At 70.6% G+C, this 12285-nt stretch carries 11 protein-coding genes; 10 read left to right on the forward strand and 1 reads right to left on the reverse strand.

Translation table 11 applies throughout. From position 1 onward, the window contains the following. Nucleotides 1–7: 7 nt before the first annotated feature. The 3 genes from EOV43_RS04315 to EOV43_RS04325 all read left to right on the forward strand — a co-directional run bounded on the left by EOV43_RS04315 (nucleotide 8) and on the right by EOV43_RS04325 (nucleotide 5096). Nucleotides 8–262 (forward strand): WhiB family transcriptional regulator, encoded by a 255-nt coding sequence (locus EOV43_RS04315; RefSeq protein WP_128219843.1) that lies wholly within the window; start codon nucleotides 8–10, stop codon nucleotides 260–262. A 224-nt stretch (nucleotides 263–486) separates the two neighbouring features. Beyond that, entirely contained in the window at nucleotides 487–3402 is a 2916-nt protein-coding gene (locus EOV43_RS04320; protein ID WP_128219844.1) for a glycosyltransferase family 2 protein, read from the forward strand. After that, nucleotides 3399–5096: a DUF5719 family protein gene (locus EOV43_RS04325; RefSeq protein WP_128219845.1), complete on the forward strand. Its 1698-nt coding sequence runs from the start codon at nucleotides 3399–3401 to the stop codon at nucleotides 5094–5096. Before EOV43_RS04320 ends, EOV43_RS04325 begins: the two co-directional genes overlap by 4 nt. 34 nt (nucleotides 5097–5130) lie before the next feature. Here the strand turns inward: EOV43_RS04325 and EOV43_RS04330 are convergent, their stop codons facing one another. After that, nucleotides 5131–5598 (reverse strand): metallopeptidase family protein, encoded by a 468-nt coding sequence (locus tag EOV43_RS04330; RefSeq protein WP_239022228.1) that lies wholly within the window; start codon nucleotides 5596–5598, stop codon nucleotides 5131–5133. A 49-nt stretch (nucleotides 5599–5647) separates the two neighbouring features. On the opposite strand from EOV43_RS04330, the gene EOV43_RS04335 reads away from it, so the two are divergent. The 7 genes from EOV43_RS04335 (at nucleotide 5648) to mtrA (ending at nucleotide 12202) form a co-directional block, all read left to right on the forward strand. Further along, complete coding sequence (locus tag EOV43_RS04335) at nucleotides 5648–6007, forward strand: DUF3499 domain-containing protein (protein WP_128219846.1); 360 nt, start codon at nucleotides 5648–5650, stop codon at nucleotides 6005–6007. A gap of 101 nt (nucleotides 6008–6108) precedes the next feature. Then, nucleotides 6109–7488 carry a phosphomannomutase/phosphoglucomutase gene (locus EOV43_RS04340; RefSeq protein WP_128219847.1) on the forward strand — a complete coding sequence of 460 codons (1380 nt, stop codon included), beginning with the start codon at nucleotides 6109–6111 and terminating at the stop codon, nucleotides 7486–7488. Continuing rightward, the gene (locus EOV43_RS04345; protein ID WP_128219848.1) at nucleotides 7488–7658 is read left to right on the forward strand and encodes a Trm112 family protein; all 171 of its coding nucleotides are present in this window, start codon (nucleotides 7488–7490) and stop codon (nucleotides 7656–7658) included. Before EOV43_RS04340 ends, EOV43_RS04345 begins: the two co-directional genes overlap by 1 nt. Nucleotides 7659–7745: 87 nt before the next feature. After that, entirely contained in the window at nucleotides 7746–8801 is a 1056-nt protein-coding gene (locus tag EOV43_RS04350) for an SIS domain-containing protein (protein ID WP_128219849.1), read from the forward strand. 3 nt (nucleotides 8802–8804) lie between these two features. After that, nucleotides 8805–9818 (forward strand): DUF808 domain-containing protein, encoded by a 1014-nt coding sequence (locus EOV43_RS04355; RefSeq protein WP_128219850.1) that lies wholly within the window; start codon nucleotides 8805–8807, stop codon nucleotides 9816–9818. Nucleotides 9819–9997: 179 nt separating this feature from the next. Beyond that, entirely contained in the window at nucleotides 9998–11443 is a 1446-nt protein-coding gene (ahcY, locus tag EOV43_RS04360; RefSeq protein WP_128219851.1) for an adenosylhomocysteinase, read from the forward strand. 51 nt (nucleotides 11444–11494) lie between these two features. Continuing rightward, a complete protein-coding gene (gene mtrA, locus EOV43_RS04365; protein WP_128219852.1) occupies nucleotides 11495–12202 on the forward strand; it encodes an MtrAB system response regulator MtrA in 708 nt (235 codons plus the stop codon). Nucleotides 12203–12285 lie beyond the last annotated feature (83 nt).

Here is a 12285-nt window from a genome sequence, read left to right on the forward strand (position 1 = left end):
AGAACTGATGAGGGAACTGTTTCTCCTGGACTCCGGCGCCGAAGAAATGGGTTGGCAGGAGCGCGCACTGTGCGCCCAGACCGACCCGGAGGCGTTCTTCCCTGAGAAGGGTGGATCCACCAGGGAGGCCAAGAAGGTCTGTCTGACCTGCGACGTCCGCACTGACTGCCTCGAGTACGCCCTGATGAACGACGAACGTTTCGGCATCTGGGGTGGCCTCTCCGAGCGCGAGCGCCGCAAGCTGAAGAAGCTGGCCGTCTGACCCGTCGCACCCGTGCGACGACGCCGACGTGTCAGGGCCCTGACCCTCCTGGCGGAGGATCGGGGCCTTCTGCATTTTCCGCGAGTGCTGCCCGGCCCCCGTGTGACGAAGAAAATCGATGCCGCGCCATCCCGGGCGTGTCGCCAGCGTGACGCGGGTACTCCTCCTAGGACGGAACAACCCCCGTGTGACTTCGCCCCGGGAGCGGTCCTAGAGTCCTCCGAATGATCGTCTCCGCGGTTCTCGTCACCCACGACGGCGCGAGGTGGCTGCCCCAGGTGCTGGAGGGGCTCGCGTCCCAGACGCGCCCCGTCGACCGAGTGGTCGCCGTCGACACCGGAAGTCGTGACGAGACTCCCGAACTCCTGCGTCCCGTGATCGGGGAGTCGCGCACCGTCACCGCCCCCGTCGACACCGGTTACCCCACCGCCGTGCGCCTCGGCCTTGATCTCCTGGGGCCTGCCGAGCGTCCCGAGGACGAGTGGGTCTGGCTGCTGCACGACGACTCCGCGCCCGCGCCCGACGCCTTGGAGCAGTTGCTCCGGGTGGTGGCCGAACGCCCCGAGGCCGACGTCCTCGGACCGAAGCTGCGCGAGTGGCCCTCGCTGCGCCGCCTCCTCGAACTCGGGGTCACGATCTCCGGCACGGGGCGTCGCGAGACCGGCCTCGAACTCGGCGAGTTCGACCAGGGACAGCACGACGACGTGCGTCAGGTCCTCGCCGTGAACACCGCCGGCATGCTGGTGCGTCGTGCCGTCCTCGACGAGCTCGGTGGCCTCGACGAGGCGATGGGCGTCTTCGGCAACGACCTCGACTTCGGCTGGCGTGCCGCTGCCGCCGGTCACACCACCCTGGTCGCGCCCGGCGCGGTCGTCTTCCATGCCGAGGCCGCCCACCGCGGCCTGCGCCGGACTCCGCTGACCGGCAAGCACACCCACTACGCCGAGCGCCGGGCCGCGCTGCTGGTGCTGCTCTCGAACGTGGAGTCGCGACGCCTGCTCTGGACCACGTTGCGCCTGGCCGTGGGATCGGTGCTCCGTGTCCTCGGCCTGCTGCTGACCCGTCAGGTGGGGCAGTCCCTGGACGAACTCGCAGCGCTCGTCAACGTCTACGCCCGCCCCGGTACCGTCCGGGCGGCCCGGGCCCGCCGTCGTGCTGCCCGTGGCGGCAGCGCCGAGGCCGTCGACGCCCTGCGTCCGCCCTGGTGGCTCCCGTACCGGCACGGCCTCGACGCCGTCCAGGAGATCGCGAGCGCCGTGGTCGGTCAGGCCCACGACGTCGCCGACCGTCGGCGCGCCGCGAAGGCGGAGGAGGCAGCGGCCCACGGGCCCGCTCCCGTCGTCGCACCGCGCACGGCTCCCGGGCTCGACGCCGCGGACGACGACGAGGACATGTACGACGACACCGGCATCGTGGTCCGGTTCCTCACCAACCCGATCGCCGTCCTGGTCTCTCTCTTCGTCCTGGTCAGCCTGGTGGCGGCACGTGCTGCCGTCGGCGACATCTCCGGCGGCGCGCTCTCGCCGGTCCCGGCCGGCGGCACTGCTGACTGGTGGCGTCTGCACGTCGAGAGTCGGCACCCGCTCGGCACCGGCACCGACGTGCCTGCACCCGGGTACGTCGCGGTGCTCGCACTGGCCGGGATCTTCACCGGCGGCAACGCCGTGGCGGTCATGAGTACGCTGATGCTCCTCGCCGTCCCGGTGGCGCTCTGGGGGGCGTGGCGGTTCCTGCGCCTGGTCGGACGCCTTGTCGACCCTGACGGCATCAACCGGTGGGTCCTGACGTGGGGGTCGGTCACCTACGCCCTGCTCCCGGCGACCTCGGGGGCCTGGGGAGAGGGCCGGTTCGGCACCGTCGTCCTGGCTGCTCTGCTGCCGTGGCTCGCCCACGCTGCCCTCGGGTTCGCCGATCCTGAGCCCGCACGCCGCTGGCGCGCGGCCTGGCGTACCGGCCTGCTGCTGGCCCTGAGCGCCGCCTTCGTCCCCGCGGTCTGGCTCTTCGCCCTGCTCGCCGCGGCGATCGTGGTCGCGGCAGGCTTCGCGATCGCTCCGGCACTGCTGCGCGAACGGTCGGCCTGGGGTCCGCCCGCGTTGGCGCTCGGCCTGGTTCCGCTGCTGCTGCTGCCCTGGCTGCTCTCGCTGGTGGCCACCGGTTCGTTCGCGGGCCTCTTCTTGGAGGCGGGCCGTCTGCCGGTCGCCGCCGTCGACTTCACCGACCTGCTCTCGGGCCGTCTCTCCTCCCTCGGTGCGCCCGGGTGGTTCGGCATCCCGGTGCTGGTGCTGGCGGTACTGGCCCTGGTGCCGGGCGCCACCCGGATCCCGGTCACGATCGGGTGGCTGGTGGCGCTGCCGGCTGCCGTCGTCGTCGCTGTCCTGGGTGCCGTGGTGCTGCATCTGCCGGCCACCGACACCCCGCCGAGCCTCGGCTTCTTCGTCGTCGTCATCCAAGGCGCCTTCCTCACCGCAGCCACGCTCGGCGCGGGTGCGATGGTGCGTCGCCTGCACAGATCCACCGCGTCCGGGTACCCGCTCTGGCAGCGTGGTGTCGCCGGTGTCGCGGCTGCTGCGGCCGCCGTCGTCCCGGTCGCGGGCCTCGGCTGGTGGCTGGTGGCCCCCAACTCGTTCGGCGTCGACGAGGTCGAGGTCGTCCCCGCCTACATGGCCCAGAGTTCGCTCGACGGTGACGAGCACGGCGTCCTGGTGCTGCGCGGAAGCGTCGAGGACGGACTCACGTACCGGGTGCGCCGCGGTGACGGTGTGACCGTCGGGGAGGACGAGATCCTCGGACTGGCCGACGAGGACCAGCGCCTCACCGGCGTCGTGCAGGGCCTCGCCTCCGCGCCGGTCGCCGAGCACGTCATCGAGCTGGCCGGTCTCGGGATCGAGTACGTGGTGATGCCCGGACCGGTCGACGGCCGGGTCTCCGGTGGTCTCGATGCCGTGGACGGTCTCGTCCAGGCCAGCGCGGGGGACCGCAACACCCGTGCCTGGCGCGTCGACCACTCTCTGGACGGCTCTGCCGTCAGCAGCCACGTCGGCGTCGGTCGGGTGCTGTTGGTGGTCGTCCAGGCCGTTCTGTTCCTGGTCACCCTGGTGGCCGCCGGACCCTCCTTCCTCTCCGCACGGAGGCGCGCATGAACACCCCGCACGACCCCACCGAACCCGGCCAGCCGATCGAACCGACCGCCCCGCCCCGCGCGCCGGGGCGTCGCCGTCGGGTGATGCCGGGCGAGGACGGATGGACCGGCGAGATCCCGGTGGTGCAGGACGGGCCCGCGACGGAGCCCTACGAGGGGAACCACACCGGACAGTTCCCGGCGCTGACCCCCGACGTCCTGGCGGCCCTCTCCGCCGAGTCGGAGACGCACCCCGAGCCCGCGCCCGAACCGGCCGTCGATCCCGGTCTCGACGCCGCCCAGCTCGACGCCGCCCAGCTCGAATCAGAGCAGCCTGACGCTGAACAGCCCGGCGCCCGGCGCCGCCGCCGCGTCCCGGGCACCCGTCGAGTCGACGTGGTCGCACTGCTCTCGTTCGTCATCCCGCTGGCGACCCTCGGCGCACTCGCGACCGTCCACCCGGCCGACACCGACGCCCCCGACCGGGCGCCGGGGACGGCTCCGCTGATCCGTCAGCTCCTGGTCTGCCCTGCTGGTCTGCCCGGCAGTGAGGACGTCTCGGCTGCGTTCGCCGACCCCGCCACCGCAGGTGAGCTCGACGTCGTGGGCGCCGATCCCCTCGCGGTCAGCGCCGGCGCCGTGGCGTCGCGCCGCACCTCCAGCACCGTCGTCCTCGAAGGCAACGACGCGGCTGCGGTCGGTCTCTTCGCCGTGCGCGGCGACGCCGACCTGGGCACCGCCTGCTCCGCTCCGCGCAGCGACATCTGGTTCACCGGTGTCGGTTCGGGACCCGAGCACACGTCGCGCCTGCGGCTGGTCAATCCCGACTCGGGTCCGGCTGTCGCCGACATCGCGGTCCTCTCCGCGGACGGCCCCCAGGAGGTGCCAGCCCTGCGCGGACTCACCGTCGCGGCCCACGACGAGATCGTCGTCGACCTCGACCAGGTGGTGCCGGCCCGACACGACATGAGCCTGCACGTCACCGTGCCCCGGGGTCGGCTCGCGCTGTCGATGACCGACACGTTCGCCGAGATCGGCAGCAACGTCAGCGCCCGGGCCTGGCTCGGCCCGCAGCGCGCGCGCGGCAAGGTCACCCACCTGCTCGGCGTCGAGAGCGGGTCGGGGGAGCGGACCCTGGTGGTCGCCAACGCCGGAGCCGACCAGGCCCGCGTCGTCGTGCGTCTGATGACGTCCGAGGGCGAGTTCGTGCCTGCAGGCGCCGCCGAGGTCGAGGTCGCGCCCGGCAGCACCACCACCGTGGACCTCTCCACGCTCCTGGCCGGTGAACAGGCCGAGGGAGTGCTCGGCGTCAGGCTCGACTCCGAGGTCCCGGTGACCGCGACCCTGCGCACCGTGCGGGGCAAGCGCGTCCAGCACACCGTCGGCGCGGGCTGGATCCGTACCAGCGCGGCCACGGTCGTGCCCGGCGGCGGAGGACACCTCGTCCTCGCCGGAGCCGCCGAGGACACCCGGGTCACGCTGCGTCAGCGCACCGGTGCAGGGAAGCAGCTCAAGGACGTCTCGGTCGAGGTCGCAGCAGGGACCGCCACCCGGGTCGATCTCTCGTCGAAGGCACGCACCTTCGTCCTCGAGGTCAGTGACGTGCCGGTCCGCGCGGCGATGGTCTCCAGTGCGGGCAACCCCGCGCAGGTGCGGGTCCTGGAGGAACTCGCCACCAGCACCTCGGTGCCTCAGGTGCGTCCCGCGCTGCAGTGACAGGTGCGGCCCGCGCTGCAGTGAGCAGGGCGGGTCAGTGGTTGCGGGGGTCCACCTCGTCGACGTCCTTGCCCAGGAGGTCGGCCAGGTGGGCGACCAGCAGCGTCAGCACGAGCGCGCGCTGCTGCTGGCGTCCCGAGGAGCGACGCTCCACCGGACGTCGGTAGACCACCACGCGGTGCGGGCGCGCACCGTGCCCGTGCACCAGCACGGAGAGCGGCACCTCGTCGTCGTCCCAGGCAGCCGGCAGTGACGGCACCTCTTCGACGGCGTACTCCACCAACGGCAACTGGTCGTGCCAGCGGTGCTCGAGCAGCTTGACCGCGGCCACGACGTCCGCGTCGAAACGGGCTCCGTCGGTGGGACGCGCCGGACGGCCGGGAGCGACGGGCATCACTCCGGGGCCTCTCATCCCACGTCCCCGACGCTCCCGACCGCGGCGGCGGACGAGCATCGGAACGACCTCGTCGCCGGTGGCGGAAACAGGTGTGGGAGCGACCATGCCGCGAGCCTAGACCGGATCAGACCGGCCACGGGGTAACGTCACTCCCGTGAGTCCCAGCCGTCGTTGTTCGCGTACCGCCTGTGGCAGTGCCGCCGTCGCCACGTTGACGTACGTCTACTCCGACCAGACCGCGGTGCTCGGCCCGCTGGCGATGTTCGCGGAGCCGCACGCCTACGACCTGTGCGAGGAGCACAGTGAGCGCCTCTCGGCGCCCCGTGGTTGGGAGGTCCTGCGGCTCAAGCGTGACCCCGTGGCGCCCGGCCCGTCCGACGACGACCTGTTGGCCCTGGCCGACGCGGTCCGTGAGGCGGCCCGACCGCAGCAGCCGGCTCCGGAGGTCCACCCTGCGGACAGCCCCTCGCGAGGTGCCCGCCGCGGTCACCTGCGGGTCCTCAGCACCGACTGAGACCGGTCGCGGCTCCCTCGGGGCCACCGCGTCGAGACTGTGACTGACGCGCCGACCGACCCTGCGTCGTGCGCGGGACGCTGGCCACTAGGCTCGCCTCCATGACTTCCGGCAGCAACACCCTGGACCCGGCCAACCTGCACGCCATCTTCAAGGCCTACGACGTGCGTGGCACCGTGCCCGAGCAGATGGACGAGGCGCTGGCTCGCGCCACCGGCAACGCCTTCGTACAGGTGCTCGGCGCGAAGACCGTCGTGGTCGGCTACGACATGCGTCCCTCCTCCCCGGCGATGGCGTCGGCCTTCGCCGAAGGCGTGATCGCGGCCGGTTCCGACGTCGTCATCATCGGTCTGGCCTCCACCGACCAGCTCTACTTCGCCTCGGGTCACCTGGGTCACGCCGGCGTCATGTTCACCGCCAGCCACAACCCGGCCCAGTACAACGGCATGAAGCTGTGCCGCCCCGGCGCGCAGCCGGTCGGCCTCGACACCGGCCTGGCCGAGATCCGCGACGTGGTCGCCGCCGGCACCTACGTCACCGCCGACCAGCCCGGTTCGCTCTCGGTCGACGACGTCCTCGAGGGCTACGCCGACCACCTGCTCGAGCTGTCCCCGGTCCGAGGCCGTGGCCTCAAGGTCGTCGTCGACGCCGGCAACGGCATGGCCGGCCTCACCGCGCCGGTGGTCTTCGACAAGATCGGCCGTGTGGTCGAGATGGTCGAGATGTACTTCGAGCTCGACGGCACCTTCCCCAACCACGAGGCCAACCCGATCGAGCCCGCCAACCTGGTGGACCTCCAGCGTGCAGTGCTCGCGGAGAAGGCCGACATCGGTCTTGCCTTCGACGGCGACGCCGACCGCTGCTTCATCGTCGACGAGGGCGGCCGCGCGATCTCGCCGTCCACCCTCACCGCGCTGATCGCGGCCCGTGAGCTCGCCAAGAACCCCGGCGCCACGATCATCCACAACCTGATCACCTCGCGTTCGGTCCCCGAGATCGTCACCGAGCTCGGCGGCAAGCCGGTCCGCACCCGCGTCGGCCACTCGTTCATCAAGGCCACGATGGCCGAGACCGACGCCGTCTTCGGTGGCGAGCACTCGGGCCACTTCTACTTCCGCGACTTCTGGCGCGCCGACTCCGGCATGCTGGCTGCGCTCTACGCCCTGGCCGCACTGTCGGAGACCGACGTGCCGCTCTCGGAGCTGATGGCGGAGTACGACCGTTACCCGACGTCGGGTGAGATCAACTCGACCGTCGCCGACCAGGCAGCCGTGCTCGCCGAGATCAAGGCGCAGTACGCCGACCGTGACGGCGTCGAGATGGACGAACTCGACGGCCTGACCGTGAGCCACGCAGACTGGTGGTTCAACGTCCGCGCCTCCAACACCGAGCCCCTGCTCCGTCTCAACTGCGAGGGCAAGGACGAGGCCACCATGGCCGAGGTCCGCGACGCCGCTCTCTCCACGATCAGGAAGAACTGATGAACATCGCTCCCGAACTCCTCGAGATCATCGTCTGCCCGGCCTGCCACGCGAAGCTGGAGGCTGACGCCGCTGCGCTCGAGCTGGTCTGCACGGGCTGCGCCTACGCCTACCCGGTGCGCGACGACATCCCGGTCCTGCTGGTCGACGAGGCTCGCAAGCCCGCCTGACACCCCTGACGGCCGGGCCCTGCGCGGGCCCGGCCGAACTGGTTCGTCCCGGAGACGCTCCGGGCCCTGAGACCTGGAGGAACTGCCGTGGACGACCTGTTCGACGAGTCGAGACTCGACGACGAACGCGCGTTGGCTGCGCATGACCATGTCCTGCGTCCCTTGGCGGAGGCCGGCGCTCGTGTGCGCCGCGACCACGTCGAGGCGCTGGAGTCCGTGGTCGCCGCGGTGCTGGAACAGGCCGGCGCACGTCCGCGTGCCGTGGTCGCAGCCGGCCCCGACTCGCGCCTGCTGCGTGCGGTCCTGGAGCCCTGGTGCCCGGTCCCGTTCGTGGCCTGGCCGCACGCCGGGCTTCCCGGTTGGGTGGGAGGACTCGACCTCGTCGTGGTCCTGGCCCCGCACGGCGACGACGAGGTCGCTGCTCTGGCGGTGGCCGAGGGTGAGCGTCGTGGTGCCCAGGTGGTCGTCGCAGCCCCCGAGGGTTCTCTGGTGGCCCAGCACGCCGCCGGGCGGTGGAGCCGTCTGCTGCCGGTGGTGACCGGGGACCAGTTGGCTGCCGCGGTCGTCGTCCTCGACCTGCTCGACCGCCTCGACCTGGGGCCCGGCTGTGACCCGGAGGAGGTGGCCGGCGCCCTGGACACCGTGGCCCTGGCGTGCAGCCCGCACCGGGACCTCGCGGTCAACCCGGCCAAGGGACTCGCGATCGCCCTCGCCGATTCCCGCCCCGTCGTCTGGGGAGGCAGCGTCCTTGCAGCCCGCGCGGCGCGTCGGGTCGCGGAGGCGTTGCGGCACGCGACCGGTCACTCCGCGATTGCGGGGGAGACCCATCAGCTGTTGCCGGTGCTCGAGTCCGCTCCGCAGCGCGACCTCTTCGACGACCCCTGGGACGACCCGGACGCACCGTCGCTGCTGATCCCCAGCCTGCTGCTGCTCGACGACGGCGCCGACGACGAGCGCGCTGCCGCCGAGCGTGCCCAGCTGGTCCGCGCCGCGCACTCGCGCCGGATCCGGGTGGAGACGATCACCTGCGAGCAGGGCCGCGCAGGCGGCGTGGCACGCTACTCGTCCCTACTGTCGCAGGGCCGGTACGCCGCGGCGTACCTGAATCTCGGAAGCACTGAACCCGGAAAGACAGGGATCTGAACCATGGCCGGTGGCCTCTTCGCTCTGCTCGACGACGTGGCCGCGTTGGCCAAGCTCGCTGCAGCATCTCTCGACGACGTCGGCGCTGCCGCGGCCAAGGCCAGCTCCAAGGCTGCCGGTGTGGTGATCGACGACGCCGCGGTGACGCCGCAGTACGTGCAGGGTCTCGCCGCCAGCCGTGAGGTCCCGATCGTGGCGAGCATCGCCAAGGGCTCGATCCGGAACAAGCTCCTGATCATCCTCCCGGCGGCCCTGCTGCTGAGCGAGTTCGCGTCCTGGCTGCTCACCCCGATCCTGATGTGTGGCGGTACCTATCTGGCGTTCGAGGGCGCCCACAAGGTCTGGGAGAAGCTCCGGCACCGCGACCAGGAGACCAGCGCCTCCGACCTCGTCGACGACGCCAGGACTGCGCCGGACGAGAAGAAGATCATCGGTGGTGCGGTCCGCACCGACCTGATCCTCTCGGCCGAGATCATGGTGATCGCCCTCAACGAGGTCGCCGACCAGGCGTTCTGGAGCCGGCTCGTGGTGCTGTTCGTGGTCGCTGTCGCGATGACGGTCGTGGTCTACGGCGCGGTCGCCCTGATCGTGAAGGCCGACGACTTCGGTCTGATGCTGGCGCAGAAGGCACGCACCTCCGCGGCCCGCCGTTTCGGTCTCGGTCTGGTGCGCTCGATGCCGGCGGTGATGGCGACTATCTCCGCCGTCGGCACCGTGGCGATGCTGTGGGTCGGTGGCCACATCCTGCTGGTCGGTGTCGACGAGCTCGGCTGGCACTGGCCCTACTCGCTGGTGCACGACCTGCAGCACGAGGTCGAGCACGCCGTGCCGTTCGCGGTGGGTGCGTTCGGATGGCTGACGAACACCGCCTGCAGCGCCGTCGTCGGCCTGCTGGTGGGGGCTGTCGTCGTGACGTTGCTCAATGTCCTGGGCGTGGGGCACGGAGCCCACGCCGACGCCGACGCCCACGAGGGTGCCGACCTGACGGCTGACGACGCTGCCGGTGACCAGCACTGAAAGGCTGGTCCAGAGGGTCTTACGCCCGTACCGGATCTCGGGGAGGATACGTCCCGGGAGGCCTGAGTGCGTCCCCGTGACGATTGCGTGATACTCGCCGGCCTCTCCTAGTCTCGACCAACGGAGGGACCGGACGCCTGTCGCGGCGCCCGAGCACACACACTTGACGAGGGGTACTCATGGACTACAAGGTCGCAGACCTGGGCCTGGCCGACTTCGGGCGCACCGAGATCGAGCTGGCCGAGCACGAGATGCCGGGCCTGATGGCCATGCGCGAGCGTTACGGTGCGGCCCAGCCCCTCAAGGGCGCCCGTATCGCCGGATCGCTGCACATGACGATCCAGACCGCCGTCCTGATCGAGACCCTCGTCGACCTCGGCGCCGACGTGCGCTGGGCGACCTGCAACATCTTCTCCACCCAGGACCACGCCGCTGCCGCGGTCGTCGTCGGCCGCAACGGCGGCACCGTCGAGAACCCCTCCGGTGTCCCCGTCTTCGCCTGGAAGGGCGAGACGCTGGCCGAGTACTGGGACGAGGCCGAGAAGGTCTTCGACTTCACTGACGAGTCCGGCAACTCGGTCGGCCCCAACGTCCTCCTCGACGACGGTGGCGACATCACGATGCTCGTCCACCTCGGTGTCGAGTTCGAGAAGGCCGGCGCCGTTCCCGCGCAGGACAGCACCGACAACGAGGAGTTCAAGGAGGTCCTCCGGGTCCTCGAGCGCTCCCTCGCGAACAACCCCGGTCGTTGGACCTCCATCGCGGCCGAGATCAAGGGCGTCACCGAGGAGACCACCACGGGCGTCCACCGCCTGTACGAGCGCTTCAAGGAGGGCTCGCTCCTCTTCCCGGCGATCAACGTCAACGACTCCGTCACCAAGTCGAAGTTCGACAACAAGTACGGCTGCCGCCACTCGCTCGTCGACGGCATCAACCGCGCCACCGACGTCATGATCGGCGGCAAGGTCGCGGTCGTGTGCGGCTACGGCGACGTCGGCAAGGGCTCCGCGGAGTCGCTGCGTGGCCAGGGCGCCCGCGTCATCGTCACCGAGATCGACCCCATCTGTGCCCTCCAGGCAGCGATGGACGGCTACGAGGTCAAGCGCCTCGAGTCGGTCGTCGACAAGGCCGACATCTTCGTCACCACGACGGGCAACTTCAACATCATCCGCGCCGAGCACTTCGCGCAGATGAAGAACCAGGCCATCGTCGGCAACATCGGCCACTTCGACAACGAGATCGACATGGCCGGTCTGGCCAAGATCCCCGGAATCGTGAAGTCCGAGATCAAGCCGCAGGTCCACCAGTGGATCTTCCCCGACGGCAAGAAGATCATCGTCCTCTCCGAGGGCCGCCTCCTCAACCTTGGCAACGCGACCGGCCACCCGTCGTTCGTCATGTCGAACTCCTTCACCAACCAGGTGCTGGCCCAGATCGAGGTCTTCACCAAGACCGAGCAGTACCCGGTGGGCGTCTACGTCCTGCCGAAGCATCTCGACGAAGAGGTCGCACGCCTCCACCTGGACGCCCTCGGCGTCGAGCTCACCGAGCTCACCCAGGAGCAGGCTGACTACATCGGCGTCGAGGTTTCGGGCCCCTACAAGCCCGAGCACTACCGTTACTGACCGCTTTCCGCACTCAACCACGGGGGAATCGTGGCTGGCACCATCTCGGGCGTGAACGCCCACAGCACTGAAGCACCCGCCAAGGGCAAGATCCTCGTCGTCGACGACGACGCCTCCCTGGCGGAGATGCTGACGATCGTGCTCCGTCAGGAGGGCTTCGAGAGCCACATGGTCACCCGCGGTGACCTGGCTCTCGCGGCCTTCCGTGAGCACCGTCCTGACCTGGTCCTGTTGGACCTGATGCTCCCGGGCAAGGACGGCATCGACGTCTGCAAGGAGATCCGCGCCGAGTCCGGCGTGCCGATCGTCATGCTGACGGCGAAGTCCGACACCGTGGACGTCGTCCTCGGTCTCGAGTCCGGCGCCGACGACTACGTCGTCAAGCCGTTCAAGCCCAAGGAACTCATCGCCCGCATCCGGGCGCGGGTGCGTCGTCTGAACGCGCCTGCCGGTGAGAACCTCACCGTCGGAGACTTCCACATCGACGTGGCCGGCCACCAGGTCATGCGCGGCGACCAGGAGATCTCCCTGACGCCGCTCGAGTTCGACCTCCTGGTCTGCCTGTCCCGCAAGCCGTGGCAGGTCTTCAGCCGTGAGGTGCTGCTCGAGGAGGTCTGGGGCTACCGTCACGCCGCTGACACGCGCCTCGTCAACGTCCACGTGCAGCGTCTGCGCGCCAAGGTCGAGCACGACCCGGAGAACCCGGAGATCGTGCTGACGGTGCGTGGCGTCGGGTACAGGGCCGGCAAGTCCGCCTGATCCCTCGATGAGTGGGCAGAACCCCAGCGCGAGCCCCCGGAGGCCCTGGCCCCGGCGCGCACTGACGTTGTGGCGACGCTCGC

The organism is Nocardioides yefusunii, assembly GCF_004014875.1.
In the GTDB taxonomy this organism is placed as follows: domain Bacteria; phylum Actinomycetota; class Actinomycetes; order Propionibacteriales; family Nocardioidaceae; genus Nocardioides; species Nocardioides yefusunii.

Excerpts from the sequence above, each read along its gene's own strand:
- EOV43_RS04315 (WP_128219843.1), top strand. The coding sequence starts at position 8 with ATGAGGGAACTGTTTCTCCTGGACTCCGGCGCCGAAGAAATGGGTTGG.
- EOV43_RS04320 (WP_128219844.1), top strand. The coding sequence starts at position 487 with ATGATCGTCTCCGCGGTTCTCGTCACCCACGACGGCGCGAGGTGGCTG.
- EOV43_RS04325 (WP_128219845.1), top strand. The coding sequence starts at position 3,399 with ATGAACACCCCGCACGACCCCACCGAACCCGGCCAGCCGATCGAACCG.
- EOV43_RS04330 (WP_239022228.1), bottom strand. The coding sequence starts at position 5,598 with ATGGTCGCTCCCACACCTGTTTCCGCCACCGGCGACGAGGTCGTTCCG.
- EOV43_RS04340 (WP_128219847.1), top strand. The coding sequence starts at position 6,109 with ATGACTTCCGGCAGCAACACCCTGGACCCGGCCAACCTGCACGCCATC.
- EOV43_RS04345 (WP_128219848.1), top strand. The coding sequence starts at position 7,488 with ATGAACATCGCTCCCGAACTCCTCGAGATCATCGTCTGCCCGGCCTGC.
- EOV43_RS04355 (WP_128219850.1), top strand. The coding sequence starts at position 8,805 with ATGGCCGGTGGCCTCTTCGCTCTGCTCGACGACGTGGCCGCGTTGGCC.
- ahcY (WP_128219851.1), top strand. The coding sequence starts at position 9,998 with ATGGACTACAAGGTCGCAGACCTGGGCCTGGCCGACTTCGGGCGCACC.